Raw genomic sequence first — 24,643 nt, forward strand, 5'->3', positions numbered from 1 at the left:
GAGACCAAGTTGAGCACCTCGACCAAGGGGTCGGACGGCCTGACCGGCTCGATGTCCTTCGACGGCCGGCCCGTCAGTTCCGGCCTCGTGGAGCGGTTCCGGCGATGCGACCAGACCACGACGCAGCTGAGCAACGAAGAGAAGCAGCTCGACGTGACCGGTCCGTGGGCGGGTGACCGCCGGACCTTTCTGGTGCGAGCCGGTGCGGACGACACGGGTGAGTCGCTGGCGGCCCGTCTGCTCGGAGATCCGGAAGTCGTCGCCGAACTGCGGCACGAGAGTTTCGCGGTCGACTCCATCACGCTGCTGACCAGCACCGGCATCGGCCGGCGGCTGCAACGGGCGCTCGCCGAGGGCGGCTACCCGGTCCGGGTCTACGAGGCGACGACCGCGTTGGAGACCGACGGCGGATTCACGATCACGGACGGCGGCCACTGGACGGTCGACGGTGAGATGACGCCCGCCCACGAGATGGCCCTCAGTTACGAGCTGGCCCGGGCCCGGCAGACCGGCTTCCCCTACGCGGACAGCCCGGACCGTGCCGCCGGCGCGCCGGTTCCGATCGACGATCGGGCCGAGACCCTGCGAGTGTTGCGGGCGGCCACGGACGGCGCGCTGGCCCCGCCCGGCACGACCTTCGACCTGGTCGCGCTGGAGCGGATCCTGGCCCGCTCCGAGCATCCGGCGCTGCTGCGGGCGGCCGTCGTGCGGCTGCTGCGGGGAACTCTCGGCAACGTGACGACCGTTGTCGACGTACGTCACGAGGGCGGTGACCGGGGCTGGCGCCTCGTGCCCCCGAGTGAGTTCCGTGAGCTTTACACCGCCGACGGACCGCACGTGCTGGACGGGCGAACCGGCCGCCGTGGCGCGAGTTTCCGCCATCCCGGTCAGATGCTGACCGGGGACGCTCTGACCCGGCCGTCCGCACCTGAGGTCCTGGCCATCCACCTGGCCGAGACGGCGGTCGTCCAGCATCGGCAGGGCCGGCCGCTGCCGGCCGCCGGCGCCGACGCGGCCGGTCTACGGCCCGAGATCGCCGACGGGCTCCGCGCGCTCGGCATCGAGGCCCGGCAGGCGGAGGACTGGGCCGGCGAGATCGTCGCCGATGATGCGCTCGACGTCGTGGCGTCACAGGCGGCCGTGGCACCGCAGGCGGCCGTGGCACCGCAGGCGGCCGTGGCCGACGTCGGCCGGCCCGAGGCGATCGCGGAGACGGTGGTCAGCGTCCCGCTCGGCGGCGGCGTGCACGAGGTGTTCCGGCGCGTCGATGCCGACTCCGCCGCTCTGCAGGCGGGTTACGGCGTCGCGGCGCACTTCCAGAACGACCGGAACGGTGCGGTCGTCGCCCTCGCCGACGTCGGGGCGGTGGCCCGCCTCTCCAGCCCTGTCACCACCGTGATCGAGCTGATCGCGCTGACGGTCCAGTCCGTACGAGAAGCCCTCGATCCGGACTCCGGCAAGCCCGTCGTCGCACTGGAGCCCCTCTCCGCCATCGTGGCCGTCGCCGACGTCGACGTCCGCCGCTTCCTGACGGGTCACCGGGGTCTTCTCGCCGGAGCGATCACGGCGGCCGCCGTCGAGCCGGGCGACGGCCCGGTCATTCCCTCCGAGACGGTGTCCTCGGCCGTGCGGGCGTCGCTGAGCGACCTCCTCGACCGGGCTCCGGCCGGGCGACGGCTCGCCGGGTCAGGCCCGGCCGCCGCGACCGCCGGGGGCGCGTGGCATCTGCCCGGAATCAGACTGCGGCTGGGCGGCGAACGGCCGCCCGCGTTGGCCGAGATGCTCACGGCGGCCCATCACGCCGCGGCGCTGCTCACCGAGATCGACGTCGCCGCCGCCGGCCCGGACGTGGTCGACGCGGTGGCCCGCGACGTCGGCGACGGGGAGGCGCTCACCGGTCTGCGTGACCTGATGGGCCGGGTACGCAGTGAGCACCCCGCCCTCGGGGACCACGCCGAGGACGCCCTCCAGGGCCACTATCGCCGGGCCGTCGTGCCGTGGCTCGCCGCGGTCCTGGCCGCGCTGCTGCCCTGGGACGGCGAGCAGGACAGCGCTCAGCGGGTGGGCGAGGTGCTGAGCACGGCCCGGGTCGCGCGGCGGGCGCGTACGGACTGGGCGCTCTCCGACCTCGCGACGGCGGTGCGAGGCGAGTGGCGTGACGTCACCACGCGGAACCTGTTCGACCTGCCCGCCGGCACGGTCACCCTGGTCTGGGCACAGCGCGCCGACGACCTCGAGCACGTCCTGATCGCCCAGCGCACGCGGTCCGGCCTGTCCCTGATCGAGACGCTGAGCCCGGCCGGCGCTCAGATCCACCAGGTGACCGACGAGACCACGGCGGCCGCCGTGCTGGACGCGCCGATCCGGGCGACGGCCGACGCCGGAGGCCTGATCCTCGCGCTGCGTCCCAGCGAGGCCGAACATGTCGCCACTTCGGCGGCGCCGCCGTTGTCGTTACCGGGAGCACCGACTGCGTTCGCGGCGAGTGCACGAGGCCGCCGTGAGCCGGCCCCGGACCTGGTGGCCGACGCGACGACGTGGCCGTTGGACTTCACGATCCCTTCGGCGCCGCCCGCCGATCCGCGTGTCCAGGCAGCCCGCGCCAAAGCGACGGTCGAGCACCGTGCCGATGCGCGGACGGGGCCGGCCACCGACGAGCGGATCCTGTCCGGGTTCGAGGTCCGCCGCTTCCCGATCGACGGCACCGGCTTCGCCGAGCTGACGAAGCTGGTGTCGATCGTGGGCGACGACGACGACGCGAACCGGGTCGTCGCAAAGCTCCGAGCCGGGCTGGCGCAGATCAACGCGGAGCGTGACGATCGCTGGGACGGCGATCGGCTGCTGTGGCGGGCGGAGAGGGCCGGGCCGGATCAGCAGGCGCATGTGACAGTGACCCTGGCCGGGCGGGACACCCCGATGAGCGGGACGCTCTGGTGGACCGACGCGCCGCCGGACGCCTACGTCCAGGAGTTGTTCCGCGCGAGCAACATGCCGGTCACGGACGCCGCCTTCGTCACTGAGGTGCACCACACGCTGCGCCTGGAGAGAGAGGGACGACAGGACGACCTTCCGGACGCCGAGCACATCCTCACCACCCGGCGCGAGGTAGCCGCGACGGCCCCGAACTTCAACGTCACGCAGCTCGTCGAACGAGTGGCCTCGGTCCTCGCCGCCGACGGTCAGATGCCGCGCGCCCGAGGCGGCATGCGCCGGGCGCGGTCCGCGCTTTCCTCGCTCTCCGCCCGCTCGTCCGGATCGACGGCTGAGTCCTGGCGGGTTCGGGCGGCCGCGGAGGCTCTCTACGTCCAGTCGGCGAGCCAGAAGCACATCACCGTGGCCCTGTCCGAACTGCTCCGTCTGCTGGACCGCTATCGAGAGGCTCCGCTCCGCCCGCTGACCGAGGATGCGCGGCGGATCCACCGCGACGCCGCTTCGTTCGGCCGTCGCACAGCGGCACAGTTCCTGGATCTCATCGTCGGTCTGGATCCGGCCCAGGCCCTCATGCTCCCGGACGGCGCGACCGTCCGGCCCGAGGATCTGGCGGAGAAAAGGGACGGTATCCCACGGGTCGAGTCGGTCGACGTCGTCGAGGCGATCGCGAATGTGGCCTTCCTCCAGTCCGCCGCGTCCATCGCCGGCGACTTCAGCCATCTGCCGTTCAGGTTGCGGCTGCCGCTCAGCGAGGTGATCGAGCGGATCGAGCGGAACATCACGGAACCGCACGCCCCCGAGTCGCTGCCGACGGAGCTGCGCGCCGTGGGTGCGCGCCGTTTCCTGACGGACGCCGACTCCACCTTCGCCGCGGATCTGGCCGCCGCTCTCACGGATTCTCTCGGCCGGGTCGTCACCGTGGCCGATCTGCCGGCCGATCCGCCGGGCGCGAACCCGTTGAGGCGCGAAAATCTCCCGGATCCGATCGATCTGCCCTATCAGCCCGCGGAGCCCGTCGATATCCAGATCTTGAGCGGAAGTGCGCGATTCAACCCGCTCATCGATTCCCATCCCGACTGGGAAAACGTGGCGCGTGATTTCGGCACCCGCTCCCAGTCAGCCGTGCAGACAATGAGGAATTCGCGCTCGGCCCGGCATGAAACGGCAGAAGCAGTCGTCTCGTGGGCCATGGAGAACGGCCGGGAGCGAGGCGGCGTATCGGTCGCCGTGCAGGGCGAGTTCACCTGGGTGTCAGGGCGGGTGTCGACCGAGTCCCAGGTGCTCGAACTGGGCCGGCCGGGCCGGGGCGCGCAACCACGAAGACTGCTGGAGGAGGTCTCATCTCCGATCCTCGTCCTCGACCTTTCCGGAGACCTCGGCGCACGGCGGGACTTCGCTCGGCGAACACAGATCACGCTGGATGGCGCAAAGTTGGGAGGGTCGGCGGATCCGGCCGGGATCGTGGTCGCCGACACTGATCCGGCCACCGGCGAGCGCACCTGGTATGCGGTCACGCGGGGTGGCGCGGGTCTCGAGCCCCATCCCGATCTGCGCTCGGCCGCCGACGCGATTCAAGCCCGGCCGCCGCTCGAGAGGACGCTGTTCGGACTCGACCTGGTCGCACCTGCGGGCTTGGATGTCCAGGCCGAGCTGCGGTCCCGGATCAACGGACACGCCGGTGCGCCCGAGTTGCCGGGGGCACGGGTGTTCGACATGGCCGGTGAGCCGATCGAGGTCGAGACCGTCTGGGTGCCGATCCGGCCGGGCGCCGGTCCGGCGGAAGAAATGGACGCCGCCCGGTCATGGCTGGACGCCGGGGCCGTTCGCGAGCTGGTCACCCGGGACGCGATCGCGGTGCGGATCGGTCCGGGGCTGAGTGGCCGGGTCACCCGTCTGCATGGCACAGGGGAGCTGCCGGAGACCTACGTCGCGAATGTCCGCGCCGAGGGCGGGAACCCGGCGGGCGACCGCGTGTGGGTGAACCGCCACGTCAGGGCGAACGGCATGGACACCGTGCTGACCGCCGTGCCGCTGGCGCCCGGTGCGGCCGACTGGGCCGAGCTCGACGTGCTGCCGGCCGGCCTGATCGGCCGGCTGACCATCGAGCCAGGTGTCCCGGAAGGCGACGTGATCATCGTCGACGGCGCGCGGGTCAGTGCCGCCGAATACGCGCGGCGGCTGCCGCCGGCCGATCCCGAGCGACCGATCGTGGTCCTGCCGGCGGGGCGGGTCTCCGGCGAGAGATTCGCCGAGGAGCTGTCGCGGTCGGCGGCGGTGCTCGTCCGGGCGGAAGCGGCCAAAGGCGGCCACCGATGGACGCTTTACCTGGACGGCGAGGCCCAACAGACGTACGCGCCCGACCGTGCTCTGGTCTCCGGGATTCTGCTGCCGGAGACCGGCAGCTCCCCGGTCCGGCTCGACGAAGCGCTCTCCCAGCTCCACCAGCATGATCCGCTGAGCCTCGACTCGGCGATGACGATCCGGCGCTGGACGGCCCGAGCCGATCCCCGCGCCGGCGATGTGGTCCCGGGCTTCGTCGTGGTGCCCGGCGATGCGGCGTCGGTCGCGTCGGCGAGTGATCTCCTGCGGCATCATCCGGCGGGACTGGCTCCGCTGTGGCCGGAACCGCCGTCTTCGTTGCCGGCCGGCGCCGTCGCCCTCGAACTGACTGTCCCGGCCCGGTACGCGGGCCCGTCGACCCATGTCGCCGGCCTGGACCCGTACGTCGTGGTCGATGTTTCCGCGATGGCCGCCGGCCACCGCCCGACCCGAGCCGAACTGCCGGTGGACGATGACGCCTTCGTCGAGGAGGTGAACGGCCGGCTCACCCGGAGCGGGTCGGAGGCGAGAAGCAAAGAGGAAATCCTCGAGGCACGCGAGCACGTCAGGCACCGGGGGCCGTCGTTCACCCAGCTGGCGATCGCCGTCGTCGAGTTCTTCACCAACAACGGCGAAACCGGGAGCCTGTCCGGCGGTGCGTCGGCGGCCGGCGTGCCGAGGAGGGTCGGCGAGTCCTCGCGCAGCGCCGTTCGCGTACCCGACACGGCGCACAGGGTCGCCTTGAGCGAACTGCGCCGGGTGTTCTGGGGACCGCCGGAATGGTTCGCCGCCGACTCGTTCGGGAATGCGCTGCGAAGGGCCGCACGGGACTTCGGCGAGAACGTCGCGGACGACTTCGTGCGCGCTTCGTTCGGCATCGCGCTGGACCGGGGGGAGGTGCGAAACCTGGCCGAGCAGGTCGAGTCGGTCGCGATCGTGGACGGCCTGGCCAGCCTGATCTTCATGGAGGCGGTGCGCCGGGCTCAGGAAAGCCATCGGCAGATTCCGGTGACGACGACCGTCCCGCTCGCCGACATCATCCGCAGCCTCGATCCCCTGGCCGACGACCCGCAGGTGCAGAATCTGAACTTCCGCGCGGGCGCGGCGCGCGTCTTTTTGACCGCGAATCACGACGAGGTCCGCGGGCGGCTCGAGCGGGCGGTCGGTGATTTTCTGACCGGCCAGGGCATGAGGCCGGTCCTGGTGGGACGGTATCTCACGAACGGGCCGGCCTTCACCGCCGGATCGGTCATCGAGGAGACCGGCCCGTGGGACGTGCCCGTCATCGAGCTTCGGCCGCTGGCCGGAACACCGGATCTCCGAGACGTGGACGACATGAGATCGCTCGCCTTCGGGGAGCGGTTCGGGCCGGCCAGCCGGAATGCCGGCACCGCGCTTCACGAGCGGGCGGGCGGGGCCGAGGTCCGCGACTTCGTCGGGCGCCTGGCCCAGCAGACCTGGGTGCGGCAACAGAACCGTGATCGGGTCATCGCGTCCGAGGGCACCAGCTTCGGCAGCCCGCAGGATCCCCGCATCCGCGTCGGAGCGGGGGAGACCAACCCCCGTCGGCTGATCGAGCAGCTCGGCGTCCACCAGGGTGTCCCACGGGTGCTCGTCCTCCATCTCCAGGGCCCGCGGGAGATCAGCGAGGCTTTCGCCCGAGCGGCGCAGCGCGAACTCAACCACGGCGTCCTGAGGGGACACTTCGGGCTGCAGGCGATCGTGCTGAACACCCCGGACGACAGCGGCCGCGCGACGTGGCGGACGGTTGACCCCGGCGGCGGGTTGCGGCACGCGGCCGGCTCGGACGCCGCCCTGGCGCAGGTCGTCGGCCGCGACATCGCCGACGTGGCCCGCCGGCTCGAGCTACGCGCACGCATCGACGGGCACACCTCGGTCGCGACGGTGGCGACGACGGCTCTTCTGCCGGACAGCGTCGAGGCGGTGACGGACCTGCCCGCCTACTCGTCGCCCAGCGCCGGTCAACGCCCCGACGCCTCGGTCACGTCCGTGCGCGTTCCGGTCCGGCGCAACGCGACGAGTGGTGAGATCGCGGACACGGCCCGAACGTGGCTGAGCCTCCCGTCGGTTCGTGAGGTCGTGTCACGGGCCGAGGATCGTCCGTCCATCCAGGTCCAGATGGGGTCCGGACTGAGCGCCCAGGTCCTCAGCCTTCCCGGCCTCGGCACCAAGCCGGAGAGCCAGACCTCCGTGGTCCTCCCCCGCGAGGGAGTGGCCGGGGCACTGCCCCGCGTGTGGGTGAACCGCAAGCACGTCGCCGGTGAGGTGACGTACACCGCGGTGAGAATGAATCCGCGGATCGCGGACTGGGACGTACTCGACAACGTGCCGATCGGAGAGATCGATCGCCTGACCATCGAGCCCACCAGCATCATCGGGGACTCACCGGATGCCGCGCAGGCCGCGCGCGCGTACTCGGCACGACTCGGGCCGGACAACGGGCGCCCTCACATCGTGGTGCTGCAACATCCGGTGAACACCCCCGCGGAATCGGCCTTCGCCGACCTGCTCGCCCGAAGCGGCGTGATCGTCTATACGAACGTCCAGGACGAACGTGGAGCGCACTGGCGGGTGCAGCACGGAGCACGGAGGGAGGACGCCGGCCGGCCGATCACCCACATGTGGGAGAAGCAATTCCGGCGAAAGGCGCCACAGCTGACGAAGGCCCTGTCCGATCTCGCCGGCGGTAAGGACCTCCCGTTCGACAGCGAAGGCGCCATGGCGATCCGCCGGCAACTCGGAACGACTCACCTGGTAGCCGGCGACATGGTTCACGGCTGGGTATGGATTCCGCCCGGGCGCACCGCCGAACTTCTGACCGACCTGTTCCGGCCTCAGCAGGGGGGCCTGCTCACCATGCATCTTCGGCAGCCGCCGAAGCCCCGCACGGGACACTTCGCCGAGATCGCCGTGCCGGCCCGGTTCTTCGGTGCGTGGAGCGACGGCGGCGAACGAGGAGTCGTCGACGTGTCGGGTCTTCTGGAGGCCCGGGCCGTGCTCGGCGCGGGCCGCCGCATATCGGTGCCGGCGCCGGCCAGCGCCAGACGGGGACTGGACCGGGCTCTCGACCTTCTGCGAACTCTGCACGTCAATTACCCCCAGGAGTCGACGCGCGAGGAACGGAGGATGGGGCGTTTCTTCGAGAAGCTGACCGGTGTCCGAAGGGTGGACGATCGCTCGACTCTGGTCCACTGGGCGGAGGTGCTGCTCGGCGGTGACACACCTCCTCAGCTGAGGCCGTACGCGCCCGACCTGGCGATGAGGCATCTGCAGCAGGGGCTCTCCGCGGGCGCGATCACGCCGATCAACGCCGGAGGCAAGCACTTCCTGGCCGTCGGCACGGACGATCCGCTGCGGCCGGTGTTTCTGGACACCGCCGGGAGGCTGGTCGAAGTACTGCCGGATCGTCGTTTCCTGCTGGTCAATCCAGCCGGCCAGCTCGTCCAGCTGAACCTGAGCGGGCAGGGCGATCCGTTCCTGGAGCTCGGTCCCGGCACCGGCATCCCGCAGCTTCCGATCATGGACGCGGTCCTGCTCCAGCAGGTGTCCGCTCGGATGGAGCAGTCCGGCCGGCCAGCGCCGGTGGATCTCGCACAAAGGCTGGCCCGGCGAGAGACCCAGATGAGAGTGCGTCGCTCGGTCGGCCCGCGCCCCCACCCGGAGCGGATCATCGACGAGCTCGCGGCGGCGGGAGCCGAACCGGACCAGCCGGTCCTGCCGCCGAGCGAACAGGACCGCCGGGCTGAACTCCGCGGCCGGATGATGCGGGTCCTGGCCCAGAACCGGTCCGAGTCCACCGGCACGGGCGGTCTGACGGAGCACGACATCGCCGCGGCCTTCGACGACGTCATCGAGAGCAACCGGGCCGAATGGATCCAGCCCGGAGCCGTCTCGGATCCGGCCGTCGAGGTGCTGGCCGTACTGGTCTCGGTCCGGCACGACGAGTTGACGCGTGCCACCACGGCCGGTGACGCCCCGCCACCAGTGGTTCGCCGACCGGAAGTTCGGCCCGAGCCGCCCGAATCCAACGAGCCCTTGTCCGCGCCCGAGCGCGACGCTCTGCGGAACGCGGTCGCCGAGGTGGCGGACTTTTCGGACGAGGCCATCGACGCGGCGATCGACCAGTTGAGTTTCCTCTCGTTGTACAACCCGGAGGAGCGGGCCGGGTTGGTCTTCGAGGAGTTGACGCGGGCCGGCGATTCCCGGCCCGGCGCGAGCGAGGCCGGCCCGAGCGCTCCCGGTAGGGGCTCCGCACACCGGCCGCTTCCGGCTCCGCCGGCCGGTGGTGGCCTGCGGCGCCGGGACCACATGCGCCGGCCGACGGCTTCGACGGCGGACCAGCGACGCGGAAACGGTATCCGGGACGTCCCGGACGACGAGGTCATTCGCCGGGTCCGGCGGAAACTGCCTGAGTCTGTGGTCACGCACGACGCGTACATTCTCACCGCGTGGGATCAGGCGGCCGACAAATACCCCGGTATCGTCGCCCGCACCGCGGTTGACAGGGTCGCTCTCTATCTGCAGAGTGGCACATGGCCGGGGTTGCCCGGTGGATCCGCTCCTCCCGCGCAGCGCGTCGGCGAATCATCGCGGAGCCAGCTGCCACCGGCCGGTTCGTTCGCCGGCGGCCGGGTTGTCCCGGTCGCGGCGAGTGGGCTCCACGCGCTGCTGGGCGATGATCTGTCCTGGCTGACCGGTCCGCATGCCGATTATCTCCGGGAGCTCGCTCAGTCGGCCCGGAACTTCGGTGAGGTCGCCGCCACCCGGCTGCTGAGCGTCCTCGCGGCCGAGCCGATAGAACTGCCGGCGCCGAGCCTGCCGGCGATCCGTGAGATCGAATCGGTCGAGGTCCTCAAATCACTGGCGACGATCATCTTTCTGCAGGGCGCGGCGGCCGCCAACAACGGTCCCGACCTGCTGCCGCTGCGACTGGCGCGGCCGTCGGCCGAGGTGATCGCCGGGCTGGACCCGTCGGCCGGTGACGTCCTCGCGGGGCCGGCCCGTTTCCGGGCCGGCGGTGCCCGGCTGTTCCTGCGGGATCACCGCGAGGAATTTCTGGATCTGCTGACCGCGGAAATCTCCGAAACCCTCGATCGCCCGGTCGAGCGCGGCCCGCTGTCGGCGGCGCTGCCCGATCCCGCGGCCCCGCCGGTGACGGCCGCGGGCGACCGCCCCGACGGCGTGGACGTCCACCTGATCGACACGGGCTCCACGACCGTGCTCGATTCCCGGCATCCGGCCTGGACGGCGGTCGCCGACCGGTACGGGCCGGCGTCGACGACCAGCGCCCGGCTCCACGCTTATGCGCGGGATGACGAGCATCGACAGCGCATGGACGACAGCCTCCGGGCGCTGCCCTCGGTGCTGAGCATCCTCGGCCGCCATCGAGCGCCGCAAGCCCACAAATGGGCCGGCGCACGACGAGTGTCGGGCGGCATACGCCGATCGGTGACCGTCGCGCTCAGTCAGTTCGATGCGATCCTGGCCGCGCCGCCCTGGATGACCGTGGAGGCGAGCCCGGAAACCCAGCTGATCACCGACGCCGCCGCGCGATTCGCCGACACGGTTGCGGTGAGGTTCGCCAGTCAGCTCGCGGGCACGACTGTCTACCCGCGTGAGCTGCCGATCTTCGCTGTATTCGAGTCGGTCCGGGTCGTCGGGGTGCTGGCCGAACTGGCATTCCGGACGGTCGCCGCGAACTACACCGGCATCTTCGACCTCCTGCCCGCGCGGCCGGTCACGTCGTTCTTCGAAACGGTGGCGGCGCTGGATCCGGGCGCCGGTGACGACTTCGCCGGCGCCCGCTTCCGTGCCGGCGGGGCTCGCCTTTATCTGCTTGACCCAGGCAACGAATTCCTGACCCTGCTGACCACGGAGCTCTCCGAGGGTCTCCTCGGCTACCAGATCAAGAGCCGCCATCTGGCCGTCCTCGGGGATCAGGAGAACCTGTCGGTGCGGGCGCCCGTCGCGCTGGACGGCCCGGCCGGCATCGCGGTGGAACTACTCGACCGGGACGCCTCCCGGCCCCTCGGCCGGAATCATCCCGCCTGGGCGTCGGTCGAACAGCAGTTCCGTCCGGACGGCTCGGCCTGGGGCCGGACGCTGCATCACAGCGCCCGGGAAGCGGGGGCCGGGTCCAGGCTGGCTGCTCTGCTGCGGTTCCGGGAGTCCGAGCAGGCCCGGATGGTGAGCACCGTGGTCACCGGCGGTTCGGCCGTTCCTCGCATCATCGCCGCGTCCGGTCCGATGAGTGCCGAGGAAGTCGCTCACTCGATCACCGCCGTGCGGGTCGGCGGCAAGACCCGGGTGGCTCCAGCGTCGGTCTTCATCCTGCACCTGACGGGCCCGCGAGCGAACGTCGACTTGTTCGTGGACAGCTTGGCCTGGTTCGCCGAACGGACCATGGTCCAGGGGGAGACCGACCTCCGGGGGATCGTGCTGGGTCATCGGACGGATCGGACGGCGGAGACGACATGGCAGGTGGTCGAGCCGTTCGGCGGCCGGTTCGTGCTGGCCTACCAGTCCCGAGCCGACATGGTCGAAGCCGCCCAGACGGTTCTGGCGCGGGCGCCACTCGCAATCGACCCGCTCGGCGAGCTGCGAGCGCGGGCTGACGGGCACACCACCATCAAGGCGCTGACGTCGGACGACGTCTTCACGATGGCCGAGCGATCGGCGACGGCGTTGCCCGGCTACACGCCGGATGTGGCGGAGCTGCCGGTCGTTTCGGCCGAGGGGTTCCTTCGGGTGCCGGTCTGGCCGTCGGCGACCCCGGCCGAGCGGATGGAGGCCGCCCGGCTGTGGATGGACTTTCAGACCGTTCGCCATGTCGTCTCCCGTTCGCACAGCCGCACCACGGTCCTGGTCCGGGTCGGCCCCGGGCTGGAGGCCTCGGTGCTTCGCACCGTCGACAGCGACGAGGCGCCGGGGCTCCGGGCCTCCATCGTGCGGCCCGTCGGTGATCGCCGGGACCACTATCGGCTGTGGGTGAACCGTCATCGCCCCGCTCCGGCTCAGCGTGATGCCGAGCTGACCGCCGTACCGCTGGATCCCGATCTCGTGGACTGGCGTGGTCTGGACGAGCTGCCGCCGGAACTGGTCGCGCGGATGAGCGTCGAGCCGGGCCGGGTCGTGGAGACGGGGCTCATCGTCGGTGGCCGGCCGCTCGACGCGGCGGCGTACCGCAGGCATCTGCCCGAAGACATGGACCGGCCGATCGTCGTACTGACCCATCCGATGGCGGGCGAGGGCAAGGAAAGCTTCCGGCGCGAGTTGTCGTCCTTCGCAACGGTCTATGCGAGCAGAGCCCTGGACTCCAATCGCCAGCAATGGAGGCGATACGAGAACGGAACCGAGGCTGGGACGCTCGCGAGCGACGACAGCCCCTTCCTCGACATCACTCGGCGGAACGGCCCGGGAGGAAGCAAAACTTATCGCGACATGGCGACCGCACTCACCGCGTACCTGAACCGCGACGGCATCGCCGCGGACGATGCCGTCGCCACATTGATCCGGCGGTACATCGCCGCCGGGCATCACCGCTCTCGCGAGCAGCAGGGACCGTACCTGTTCGCCGGCGACGTCGTCTCGGGCTGGGTGCATGTACCCGCCGGCACGAACATCTCCGGCCCGGTGTCGGACCTCCTCGCGCTGTTGAGGTCCGGATTCATAACATTGCGGTCAGCGCGGCCGACCGCTGTCTCCTCCGGAACCTGGGTCGAGTTGACTGTGCCGTCGCGATATGCCGGGCGCCCACTCGATTTCGCGGAGTCCTCGCATGTGATCCTCGACGGGCGAGCACTCGCCATGGATGGGGCCGAGGTGTCGTCGTCGGGCCGCGTCACGGTGCCCGCCGAACCTGACGCGCAGCGGGCCGACCGGCGGATCGCCGAGCTTCTCTCATCGGCTCGTGCGCGCGACGACGGGGAGCCGGCAGTTGATCTTTTCCAGGAACTGGTCGGGCCGGACGCAGCCTTCCCGGCTTCGTTGAACGCGGGCTTCCGCTTCGCCGGTCCTCATCTGCTGAGACAACTCGGCACCGGCGCCGCCACACCGATCCGGGCCGGAACGGACTGGCTGGTGGCGATCGGCACGGACGACCCGCACCAGCCGATCGTGCGGAACGCCTCGGGCAAGATGATCATGACGGTGCCGGACGGTCCTCTCGAAGTTGCGCTCACTGCCGACGACGCGCTGGCGCAGATCGAGCTCGGGCGCCCAGGCCGGCCGGTGCCCGTTGTCCGGGCCCCGTCGGACGCGGCCGGGGTACAGGCCGAGGAGCCCCGAACAATTGTGCTCGAGGTTCCCTCGCTGGTCGTCGCGGACGCTTTGCCCGACTGGACTCCGCCGCCGGTCCACCGCTCGATGCCGGCGCCGGAACGCGCCGCCGGCGCCGGCCACCGTCGGCCGGTGCTCCCGGGTCTTCCGAGTGCGCCGGTCGCCTTCCGGCGGCGGGCCGGCCGGCCGGTGGCGTCCGATCTCCCTGTCCCGGTCCCCGAGGTGCCGGAATCGGTGGTGATGATGTCGCGGTTGGTGGGCGGCATGGAGGGCGGGAGAACGTCCGCCGTCGACCTGGCGGAGAGGGTGTTCCCGGACGGTCTGCGGCACCAGCCGGTGCTGGGCTCCGGTAAGTGGGACACCCGCGCGTGGATGGAAGGGCGGCTCGCCGATCCGCGGTTCGAGGGCTCCCGGTTGGTCCGGTCCGGCGCCGACCTGGACGGGTTGCTCCGTCAGGCCGGCGACCGGGGCTTGGTGATGCTGCTGGCGGAGAACGGCGGCGCGGACGTCCTGATGAATGCCGGGGGTGAGTTCTGGCATTTCCCGGCCGACGCGTCCGGGACGGTCCGCCCCGAGCGCTGGGGCGGCTCGGACGCCTCCGCCGGCGGCTCACCGCGGCGCGCGATCGGGTTCAAGATCTGCGGGGACTTCATCAGCTGACCTCGACGAGGTGGCGCCTGACCCCCGGGCCAGGCGCCGCCCGGTCACGCCTTGTCGCGCAGGGCCAGGGCCTCGACGACTGCTGTGCAGACGAATAGCCAGGCTCGGCGGCTCTCGTCGGTCAGGCGGTCGTACTCGATGCGGCCGCCGGTGCGGATGTACGGGTCGTGAGGCACCACGACCACGTGGGCTACGCGTGCTCGGTAGGCGGTCACGATCTTGTCGAGCAGGGCCTGGTCGGTGCGCGGGTCGGCGCAGGACACGACGGCGACCGCGTTGCGGGTCAGGTCGGCGTGGCCGTTGCGGTCGAGGTGGTCGAGCATCCAGAGGCCGCTGTCGGCGACGTCGGGGGCGACCGTGGTCGGCACGATGACGCAGTCGGCGCGCTTGACGGCGGCCTGCCAGTTGGGGGCGCGGACGTTGTTGCCGGTGTCCACGACGAGCGTGCGGTAGTAGCGGCTCAGGGCCTTCCACAGCTTGCCGAACGCGGCGTCGTCGATCACGTCCATGCCGCCGGGGGCCTCGTCGGAGGCGAGCACGTCGAAGCGGGCGGTCTGCGGGCGCAGGAAACGGCTGAGGGTGCCGGCTCCGGCGTCGCCGGTCAGGAACTCGTCGGCGTGGACGAGCAGGTCGACGACCGTACGTTGGTGGTCGGTCGACTCCGCTCGCATGCCGAGGGTGCCCCGGGTCTCGTTGTTGTCCCAGGCCAGGGAGTATCCGCCGCGGTAGAAGCCGAGCGTGGCCGCGGCGAGCAGCGCGGTCGGGGTCTTGCCGGCGCCGCCCTTCGGGTTGGCCACGACGATCGTCATGCTCCGGCCGAACGGGCGCAGCAGCCGCTTGCGGGCGGCACGGTGGGCGAGCTCGGACTGGCTGGCCGGCAGGCTCACGTGCGCCAGGCGGTTGACCCGGCCCCGCCAGCCCCAGGCGGCCGGCGACGGCTTGGCCGCCGGCGCCAGCTCCGAGGGGGCGGGTGATGCCTCGGCCGGCGCCAGCTCCGAGGGGGCGGGTGATGGCTCGGCCGCCGCCAGCTTCGAAAGGGCCGGCGAAGAGTGAGGGGCGAGGGCCGCGGGAGAGGGCGGCGAAGCCGCGGGGGCCGGGGGCGGTGGGGGCGTGGGCACAGGTGGAGGCGGTACGGGCGAGGAGGCGGCCGCGGGCGGTGAGGCGGGGGCGGACGGGGAGGCGGGCGTGGGTGTGGATGGCTGACGATCGCCGTCGGTGGCGTCGCCGGGCGCCCGCCAGACAGCGGCGGATCCGCTCGTGGTCTCCATGACAGAACTCTCTCTGAATATCCGATGTGGACTGTGTGAAGAACTCGCCACCGTGCGCGTTGTCCCCAACAGAGGGGCTGATCAGGGAGGTTCGATGGCGGAGATCATTGCGGCGGATCCGGACAGGCTGAAGAACTCGGCGCTTGACCACTACGTGGACCGGGTCGACGACATGACGGACTCCTACCACGGCACGGTCGCGGACATCGGAAGCCCGCTGCGGCACAAGGAACGCGGGGATATCGACAAGAGCGCGACCAAGCTCGTCGAGGACACGGGTGCGTCGGTCGTCGGGGTCCTCGAAGCAGTGCGCGCCCTGGTGAGCGCGGACCACGGCAGCGTCCAGAAGTTGGCGAATGACTTCGCGAACAGCGAGGAGGACCGGGCCATCCTGGCCGGCGGCTCCGGCGACAGCACCGCTTCGCGCCATTGAGGCGCTCATCCGGTGACCGCCTCGCGCAGGAAGCGGAGGGCGTAGTGCATCCGCGACCGCACGGTGCCCTCCGGGACGCCGAGTCGGCGGGCCACCTCGTCGACCGGCCGGTTCTCGAAGAAGACCTCGAAGAGAACCTCACGCTGCACCTCGCTCAGTCGGTCCACGGCATCGCGCAGCGTGTGGCTCGCGACCACCATGAGCGTCGAGTCCTCCTCCACCACGGTCGCCGCGAGGTCGACCTCACCGACCTCCGCCGGCCGCACCTGCCGGCGGCGGAAGTCGTCGACGAACAACCGGCGTACGACCGTGAAGAGCCAGCGGCGTGAGCCGGTCTCGTCGCGGGGCACGCTCTTGAGGCTCCGCCAGGCGCGCACGATGGCCTCCTGCACGAGGTCCTCGGCCATCGCGTGGTTGCCGGACGTGAGGCTGAGCGCGTAGCGCGTGAGCACCGGCCGCTGTTCCGTGATGAGTTCTCGGAGGTGCCCCGGAGCGTCGCCGGGGGCCTCTTTCGGGCGGGCCACCTTGTCTCCCTGATGGTTCAGTGCTTTGCCTGTCGGCGGGTCAGGGACCGAACCCTAGAAGCGGTGACCGGACAAAAACTTGATCAGAACGAACGGCGGCCGAGCCCGCGCGATCCTGGTCAAGATTCCTTCCACAGCGGTGCGTCACGCTGGTCCGGCCACGACCCCCGGTCAGGGCGCGGCCGATCCCCCCGTACACGCCGCGCCCTGACCGGCTCTTTCGAAAGGACCGGCATGCGCACCAAACTGCTGTCGTACGCCGCCGCCTGCATGCTGGCGGCCGGCCTGACAGCCTGTTCCGACGCCGGTGGCCCCCTCGACGACGGCGGCGACGCCGGTAGCGGCAACGGCCCGGCCCGGGTGGGCGTGATCATGCCGGACCGGACCACCACACGCTGGGCCGGCGAGGACTCCAAATACCTCACGGCGGCGTTCGGCCAGGCGCGCATCCCGGTCGACATCCAGAACGCCGAGGGCGACCGCCGGCGGTTCGTCCGGATCGGCCGGGCGATGGTCGACAGCGGGGTGAAGGTGCTGATCATCGCGAACATCGACTCGGCCAGCGGCAAGGAGGTCCTCGACCTCGCCCGCAAGAAGGGCATCCCGACGATCGACTACGACCGGCTCACGCTGAACGGCGGCGCCGACTACTACGTGAGCTTCGACAACGTCAAGGTCGGCGAGCTTCAGGCGTACGGCCTGATCGCGTGCCTGAAGGTCCGAAAGGCCGTCGATCCGATCGTCGCGCAGCTGAACGGTTCGCGCTCCGACAACAATGCCAGTCTGTTCAAGAGGGGGTACGACGCCCCGTTGAACACGAAGTACGACGCCGCCCAGATGCGCAAAGGGCCCGAACAGTGGGTGCCCGACTGGGACCCGGACCAGGCCGCCGTGATCTTCGAGCAGATGCTGGACCAGGCGCCCGGCATTCGGGGGGTGCTCGCGGCCAACGACGGCATCGCCGGCTCGGTCATCAAGGTGCTGCGCAAGCGCAACCTGAACGGCGTCGTGCCCGTCACCGGCCAGGACGCCACGCTGGAGGGCCTGCGGAACATCCTCACCGGCGAGCAGTGCATGACGGTCTACAAGGCCATCAAGCCGCAGGCGCTGAGCGCGGCGAAACTGGCGATCGAGCTCTTCAACGGCGGCAAGCCCATCATTCCGGACAAGCTGAAGGACCCGGAATCCGGCGCCTACGTCCCGTTCGTGAAGCTCAAGCCCGTCGCGATCACCGCCCGGAACATCAACACGGTCGTGGTGACCGACAAGTTCGTCTCACAGGCCGACCTTTGTCAGGGCGAATACCTGGCCTATTGCAAGAAGCACGGGGTTGGCCGGCCCGTATCTCACTCCCCGAAATGAGGATTAATGCGACTTCGATCGACTTCCGTCTCCCTCACCGTCGTGCTGGCCGGAGTCCTCGGTGTGACCGCTCCCGCGCAGGCCGCGGCGTCCGACTGCGCTTCAGGGTATTTCTGTATTTTCACGAACAAGTCGCACTTGGGGACGATGACTACGATTGCCGGAGGGCTTTGCGTGAACAACTATGGAAGCGCCAACGACAAGGCTTCGTCGGTGTGGAACAACACGGACCGCGGCGTGAGGTTCTACCAGGATACGAATCAGGGCGGAAAATACATCCACATCAACCCTCATGACGGCCGGGGTGATCTGAGCTCCGTTCTCATCTACAACGCCGACGGCTCCGTGTTCGGCACCAACACGATGAACGACAGGATCTCCAGCGCCTGTTAGCCGCGGCCGTGCCCGTACGGTAGATCCATGCCAGATGACCCGGACGTGCTCCGGCTGCGAATCCTGGGACCGCTGCGGGTCCTGCGCGGCGGGGACGAGGTGGACGCCGGGCCCCGGCAGCAGCGGTGCCTGCTGGCCGTTCTGCTCGCCCTGCATGACCGCCCGGTCAGCCTGACCGAGTTGATCGGCATGCTGTGGGGCGACGACGCGCCGGCGACCGCGGCCAACGTCGTCCACAAGTACATCGGGGCCCTGCGCCGCCTGCTCGAGCCCGGCCTGCCGGCCCGGGCCACCGGATCGCGGGTGCTGCGTGACGGCAACGGCTACCGGCTGTCGGCCGGCCCCGGCGAACTGGACCTCATCGAGTTCCGCGCGCTCGTGGCCGAGGCCCGCCGGGAGAGCGACCTCGACCGCTACGTCGAGGCGCTCGCCCTCTGGCACGGTCCGGCGGGCGGCGATCTCGGCGACAGCGCGGCGGCCACGGCGGTGTTCGCCGGGCTGCACGGCGAGTTCCTCGACGCCGTCTCGGCGGCCGCCTTTCTCGCGATCGAGCGGGGCAAGCCCGATGCCGTGCTTTCTCCGCTGCGCCAGGCGGCGTCGACCAACGAGTTCAACGAGGCGGTGCACGCCAGCCTGATCGCGGTGCTGGCCGCCGCCGGGCACCGGGCCGAGGCGCTGGGCACGTACCAGTCGATCCGCGCCCGGCTGCACGACGATCTCGGCCTCGACCCGGGCCCGGATCTGCGGCGCGCGCAGCTGGAGGTGCTCACCGAGACCGAGCCCCGGGTGATCGGCCAGCCGGCGCAGCTGCCGCCCGATCTGGCGTTGTTCACCGGGCGGGACTCCGAGCTCGGCCTGCTCCGCCGCCTGACGAGTGAGGGGGCCGCCGGTGGACCGCTCGTCGTGGCGCTCGACGGCATGGCCGGCGTGGGCAAGTCGACGCTGGCCGTGCACTTCGCGCACGGCGCGGCCGGCCGGTTCCCCGACGGGCAGCTCTACCTCGACCTGCGCGGCCACCAGGAGGAGAGCCTGCCGCCGGCGGACGCCGTGGTCGCCCTGCTTCACGGGCTCGGCGTGGCCGCCGCGGACATCCCGGCGTCGTTCGAGGCGCAGGTCGGCGCCTACCGCAGTCTCACCGCCGGCAAGCGGATCCTGGTGCTGCTCGACAACGCACGCGACGCCGAGCAGGTACGGCCGCTGCTGCCCGCCGCCGCCGGCAGCCTGGTGCTGGTGACCAGCCGGCGCCCGCTGATCACGCTGGCCGCGCTGCACGGGGCGCGGCAGCTGCACCTGGACCCGCCCGACCCGGCGGCCGCACGGGAACTGCTCCGCCGCCGGCTGGCCGCGGCGCCGAACCGGATCGCCGCGAAGGACGACGCCGAGTCCGCGGCCCTGGAGGAGATCCTCGACAGCTGCGGGCGGCTGCCGCTGGCCCTGTCCATTCTGGCCGCGCGGCTCGGCGCCCGCCCGGGGCTCACCCTGGCCACGGTGGCCGCCGAGCTGAGGAACAGCGAAAGCCGGCTGGACGCGTTCCCCCGGGGCGAGAACGGCGACCCGCGCAACGCGTTCATCTGGTCCTACCGGCAGCTCTCACCCGGCGCGGCCCGCATGTTCCGGCTCTTCTCGGTGCCGCTGGCCGACGGCGTCTCGGCCGGGGCCTGCGCCGCGCTGGCCGGGGAGCCGCTCGCGGCGGCCCGCGACGAGCTGGCCGAGCTCACCGAGGCCGCGCTTCTGATCGAGGACGACCAGGGGCGCTTCACGGCCCACGTCCTCATCCGGGCGTACGCGGCGGAGCTGTTCCGTGCCGTCGAGACCGAAGCCGAACGGCGGGACGCGGTCGGCCGAATGCTGCAGTACTACCTCTACAGCAGTCTCGCCGCCCGCGCCGCCCTCGGGTTGCCGGATCGGGATGAGCCGGCGCCGGTCCTGCCGCCTCCGCCGCCCGGGCTGGTGCCCGAAAGCCCGGGCTCGCCCGATGAGGCGCGACAGTGGTTTTCCACCGAGCATCCGATTCTGCGCGAGGCGATTCGCTGGTCGGCCGACCTCGGCTACGGCATCGAGCCGTGGCAGCTCGCCGCCGCCGTCCAGCCGTACCTGCGGATGCGGGGTTACTTCCACGACGCTGAGGACGTCGTACGGACGGCGCTGGCGGCCGCGCGCGACCGGGGCGACCGGGACGGCGAGGCGCGGATGCTGCGGGCCCGGGCCGGCGCCCGGAGCGCCTTGGATGGGTAGAGTGCTTCGCATAAAACACTTCAACCAGTGATGCGGGGTGCGCGGTGGGGGCGGCGGATCGGGTCACCATCTACGAGGTCGCCGAGCGCGCCGGCGTCAGCATCTCCACCGTCTCGAACGTGCTCAACAAGCCCGACCGGGTCAGCCCGGCGACCCGTTCCCGGGTTCTCGCCGCGGCCGACGAGCTCGGCTTCGTGCCCAAGGCGCAAGCGGTCAGTCTGGCCCGGCGCGGCGCCGGCCGGATCGGGGTGATGGCCCCGTTCACCTCGTACGGGTCGTACATGCGCCGTCTGTCCGGCCTGCTGTCGGCCGCGGCCGAGCTGGAGCTCGACGTGGTCGTCTTCGATCACGAGTCGGCCGCCTCGGCCTCGTCGCCGGTGCTGGCCAGCATGCCCATCCACGGCCGGCTCGACGGCCTGATCGTGATGGGCCTGCCGATCGAGGACGCCATCGCCGGCCGGCTCCGCGAGCGCAACCTGCCGACGGTCGCCGTCGACGCCGACAGCGCGCTGTTCAGCCGGGTGGTCATCGACGACAGCGAGGGCGGCCGGATAGCCGCCACCCATCTGCGCGACCGCGGCCATCGCCGGATCGGCTACCTCCTCGAACGGCAGGTCTCCGACTACGAGTCCCAGGCGATCAGGCGGATGTCCGGCTTCCAGCAGGTCATCCAGGCGGCCGGGGGCCGGGTGGAGGTCGCGGCGGCCGGCAACTCGGTCGACGCCGCCCGCCGGGCGGCCGCCGCCCTGCTCGACGTCGCCGACCGGCCCAGCGCCGTCATGGCCCACCACGACGCGCTGGCGGTCGGCGTGCTGCTGGCCGCCCGCGACCGGGGCCTGCGGGTGCCGGACGACCTGGCCGTCATGGGCTTCGACGACGGGGAGGCGGCGACGGCGGCCGACCTCACCACCGTGCGCCAGCCGTTCGAGGAGTCCGGGAGCACGGCGCTGAGCGTCCTGCTGGGCCACATCGACGGCTCCGACCTGCGGTCCACCACCGTCCTCGATGTACGCCTGGTCGAGCGCTCGACAACCTGACCTCCGCCGGCGCCTACCCGGTCTGTACGCACAATAAAAGTGCTTTTCTGGAAACACTTGACACGTGTTTCGCCATGAGGTTTCGTGCACGTAACACCAGCGCGCAAGGTCACATCTTGGAGGCCTGCCATGGGTCACGGACCCCTCACCAGCCGATTCGTACGCGCCGCGCTCGCCTCGTCCGCCGTCGTCGCCGTCGCGGCGTGCAGCGCTCCGGGCGGCAGCTCCGGCACCGACAACGCCAATGCCAGCGCGGCCCCCGTCACCTCCGCGACGTGCGGCACCGAGCCGATCACGCTCAAGGGCTACTTCGAGACGGGCTTCCCGCTCCCCAAGGAGCTGTCCACCGAGTTCAGCAAGCAGTTCCCGAACGTCAAGTTCGACATCCGCGAGGACCAGTTCGCGGTGATCACGCAGAACGCGCCGCGCGTGCTGGCCGACGACCCGCCGGACCTGATGCGCCTGCCTCAGGTCTCGGAGCTGGTCAAGGACGGCCTGCTGAAGAATCTGGACGGTTACGCGCAGGTCTTCGGATGGGACAAGTGGCCGGCCTCGCAGCTCGAGCAGATGCGCGTGTCCTCGACGGGCGAGCGCGGCGACGGGCCGCTCTACGCGATGGGCCTCAACTTCAGCATGACCGGCGTCTTCTACAACAAGAAGCTGGCCGCTCAGGCCGGCATGACCTCCCCGCCGGCGACGCTGGCCGAGTTCGACACCGTGCTGCAGAAGGCCAAGGACGCCGGGATCACCCCGATCAACCAGTTCAACGGCGGCGCCACCGGCGGCCTCGCCTTCCCGCTGCAAAATCTCATGTCCGTGTACGGGGAACCGGGCCCGATCAACGAGTGGATCTACCAGAAGTCCGGAGCCACCATCGACACGCCTTCGAACCTGAAGGCCGTGCAGCACCTGGAGAAGTGGATCAAAGCGGGCTACCTCGCCCCCGACATCAATTCGCAGGACTACGCGACGATGATGAGCCGCTTCATCGGTGGCAAGAACCTGTTCATCTTCGACGGCGACTGGGAGTCGGGCAACCTCGACAAGCAGATGGCCGGCAACGTCGGCTTCTTCCTCATGCCCCCGCTGGAGAGCGGCGGCAAGCGCGCCGCGATGTCGGCCCCGCTGACGTACGGCATCAGCAGCAAGGCCAAGAACGCGGACTGCGCCGCCTTCTTCCTCAACTGGGTCGCCATCGACCAGAAGGCGCGCGAGATCGCGGTCAAGGTCGGCGGCTCGCACCCGATGGGCCCGGCTGACGCCTACATGCCCCCGGTGCAGCAGGGCACGGTCACCGCGAGCACCCTCGCCGCCGGCGCGGACATCGCCAAGGACAACGGCGCCATGGACTTCATCGCCAACGCGACCGGCGCCATCTACGCCAAGAGCTGGACGCCGCAGCTGCAGAAGCTGGCCGCCGGGCAGCAGACCCCCGACGCGCTGCTCGAGTCCGTGCAGAAGGACTACGAGAGCCAGGTCAAGAAGTAATGCGGAAGCGGGCCTGGCTCGGCTGGCTGTTCGCGGTTCCGGCCTTGGTCATGTACGCCACCTTCGTCCTGCGCCCGCTGCTGCTCACGGTCCAGTACTCGTTCTACGACTGGAACGGCATCGGCGCCTCGACCTGGGTCGGACTGGGCAACTACCGCCGGCTGTTCACCGACTCGGAGCTGTTCGCCTCGATCCTGCACGCGTTCGAGCTGATCCTGTTCTTCAGCCTGATCCCGGTGCTGCTCGGCCTGTTCGTCGCGGCCACGATCCGCGGCATCGCGCAGAGCCGGCTGGCCACGGTCGCCCGGACGGTGCTGTTCCTGCCCCAGGTCATCCCCCTGGTGGCGGCGGGCATCATGTGGAGCTGGCTGCTCTCCTCGACCGGCCTGGCCAACGAGCTGCTCTCGGCCGTGGGGCTCGACAGCCTCACCCGGGCCTGGCTCGGCGACTTCGGCACGGCGCTGCCGGCGGTCGGCGTCATCGGCGCCTGGGTCCTCGTGGGCCTGTGCACGCTGCTGCTGCTCGCCGGCATGAGCAAGATCGACCCGGCGCTGTACGAGGCGGCCCGCCTCGACGGCGCCGGCCCGGTCCGCGAGTTCGCCTCGATCACCCTGCCGAGCCTGCGCCAGGAGATCGGCGTGTGCGTCACCGTGACCGTGATCGCGGCGCTGGCCAGCTTCGACATCGTCTACATCGCCACCCAGGGCGGGCCGGGCAACAGCACCATGGTGCCCGGCCTGGAGATCTACTACCTGGCCTTCTCGGAGCGTGAGGTCGGCATGGCCTCGGCGCTCGCGGTCGCCCTGGTGGTGCTCGTGCTCGCCTGCGTGCTTCCCGTGCAGCGCCTCACCAGGGACGGATCCCGATGATCGTCAACCGTCGCGAGACCCTGATCGGGCGGGTCCTGCTGATCCTGCTGATGGCGGTCACCGTCATACCGTTCGTCAGCCTGTTCGTCACGGCGCTGCATCCCGCCGGCACCTATCCGTCGGGTCTGTCGTGGCCCGACCACCCGCAGTGGGGCAACTTCGCCGACGCCTTCCGCGCCGCGAACATGGGAAAGCTGCTGCTCTCCAGCATCCTGATCGTCCTCGGGGTCGTACCCGTGTCGCTGTTGCTCGGCACCATGGCCGGCTTCGCCTTCGGGCACCTGCGCGTACCGGGCCACCGCATCGGCTTCGTGCTGTTCCTGCTCGGCCTGACCCTGCCCTTCGAGGGCATCATCACGCCGCTGTACTACCAGATCCGCGACATGGGGCTGCTCAACACCCGCTGGGCGATCATCCTGCCGTTGATCGGCCTGTTCATGCCGTTCTCCGTCGTCTGGATGCGGGCGCACTTCGTCACCATGCCCGGCGACCTGTCCGAGGCGGCGCGGATCGACGGCGCCGGCACCTGGCAGCTGTTCTGGCGCGTCCACGTGCCGCTGGCCATGCCCGCCCTGTCGTCGCTGGCCATCCTGCTGTTCCTCTGGACGTGGAACCAGTTCCTGCTGGCCATCGTGCTCGTCGACGACCCCGCCAAACGCACGATGGCCGGAGCCCTCGGCGCCTTCCAGGGGCAATGGGGCACGGACATCCCGTTGCTGTGCGCCGGGGCGTTGCTGATCCTCGTGCCCACGCTGGCCGTCTTCCTCGTCTTCCAGCGCCGTTTCGTCGCCGCGCTGCTGCAAGGCTCGATCAAGGGGTGACACGG

The 24,643-nt window shown here is 70.8% G+C and carries 11 protein-coding genes; 9 read left to right on the forward strand and 2 right to left on the reverse strand.

What is annotated here, in order from left to right:
- Window positions 1-9: 9 nt before the first annotated feature.
- On the forward strand, window positions 10-14,208 hold the full coding sequence (locus CRP55_RS45295; RefSeq protein WP_143235390.1) for a hypothetical protein: 14,199 nt from the start codon (window positions 10-12) through the stop codon (window positions 14,206-14,208).
- Between the two features lie 44 nt (window positions 14,209-14,252).
- Here CRP55_RS45295 and CRP55_RS55370 read toward each other — a convergent pair whose 3' ends face one another.
- Window positions 14,253-15,476 carry a MinD/ParA family ATP-binding protein gene (locus tag CRP55_RS55370; RefSeq protein WP_245923768.1) on the reverse strand — a complete coding sequence of 408 codons (1,224 nt, stop codon included), beginning with the start codon at window positions 15,474-15,476 and terminating at the stop codon, window positions 14,253-14,255.
- 94 nt (window positions 15,477-15,570) lie between these two features.
- On the opposite strand from CRP55_RS55370, the gene CRP55_RS45310 reads away from it, so the two are divergent.
- Window positions 15,571-15,909 (forward strand): hypothetical protein, encoded by a 339-nt coding sequence (locus tag CRP55_RS45310; protein ID WP_097328292.1) that lies wholly within the window; start codon window positions 15,571-15,573, stop codon window positions 15,907-15,909.
- 5 nt (window positions 15,910-15,914) lie between these two features.
- On the opposite strand, the gene CRP55_RS45315 is transcribed toward CRP55_RS45310, so the two are convergent.
- Window positions 15,915-16,433: a sigma-70 family RNA polymerase sigma factor gene (locus CRP55_RS45315; RefSeq protein WP_179855628.1), complete on the reverse strand. Its 519-nt coding sequence runs from the start codon at window positions 16,431-16,433 to the stop codon at window positions 15,915-15,917.
- 234 nt (window positions 16,434-16,667) lie between these two features.
- On the opposite strand from CRP55_RS45315, the gene CRP55_RS45320 reads away from it, so the two are divergent.
- From CRP55_RS45320 to CRP55_RS45350, 7 genes are all read left to right on the forward strand, one after another.
- Window positions 16,668-17,795 (forward strand): sugar ABC transporter substrate-binding protein, encoded by a 1,128-nt coding sequence (locus CRP55_RS45320; protein ID WP_097328294.1) that lies wholly within the window; start codon window positions 16,668-16,670, stop codon window positions 17,793-17,795.
- Window positions 17,796-17,801: 6 nt separating this feature from the next.
- The gene (locus CRP55_RS45325) at window positions 17,802-18,188 is read left to right on the forward strand and encodes a peptidase inhibitor family I36 protein (protein WP_097328295.1); all 387 of its coding nucleotides are present in this window, start codon (window positions 17,802-17,804) and stop codon (window positions 18,186-18,188) included.
- Between the two features lie 27 nt (window positions 18,189-18,215).
- Complete coding sequence (locus CRP55_RS45330) at window positions 18,216-20,423, forward strand: AfsR/SARP family transcriptional regulator (protein WP_097328296.1); 2,208 nt, start codon at window positions 18,216-18,218, stop codon at window positions 20,421-20,423.
- Between the two features lie 44 nt (window positions 20,424-20,467).
- The gene (locus tag CRP55_RS45335) at window positions 20,468-21,460 is read left to right on the forward strand and encodes a LacI family DNA-binding transcriptional regulator (protein ID WP_097328297.1); all 993 of its coding nucleotides are present in this window, start codon (window positions 20,468-20,470) and stop codon (window positions 21,458-21,460) included.
- Window positions 21,461-21,589: 129 nt separating this feature from the next.
- The gene (locus tag CRP55_RS45340; protein WP_097328298.1) at window positions 21,590-22,948 is read left to right on the forward strand and encodes an ABC transporter substrate-binding protein; all 1,359 of its coding nucleotides are present in this window, start codon (window positions 21,590-21,592) and stop codon (window positions 22,946-22,948) included.
- Complete coding sequence (locus CRP55_RS45345) at window positions 22,948-23,817, forward strand: carbohydrate ABC transporter permease (protein ID WP_097328299.1); 870 nt, start codon at window positions 22,948-22,950, stop codon at window positions 23,815-23,817. The genes CRP55_RS45340 and CRP55_RS45345 overlap by 1 nt, the downstream gene beginning before the upstream one ends.
- Complete coding sequence (locus CRP55_RS45350; RefSeq protein ID WP_097328300.1) at window positions 23,814-24,638, forward strand: carbohydrate ABC transporter permease; 825 nt, start codon at window positions 23,814-23,816, stop codon at window positions 24,636-24,638. Before CRP55_RS45345 ends, CRP55_RS45350 begins: the two co-directional genes overlap by 4 nt.
- Window positions 24,639-24,643 lie beyond the last annotated feature (5 nt).

The organism is Paractinoplanes atraurantiacus, assembly GCF_900215205.1.
In the GTDB taxonomy this organism is placed as follows: domain Bacteria; phylum Actinomycetota; class Actinomycetes; order Mycobacteriales; family Micromonosporaceae; genus Actinoplanes; species Actinoplanes atraurantiacus.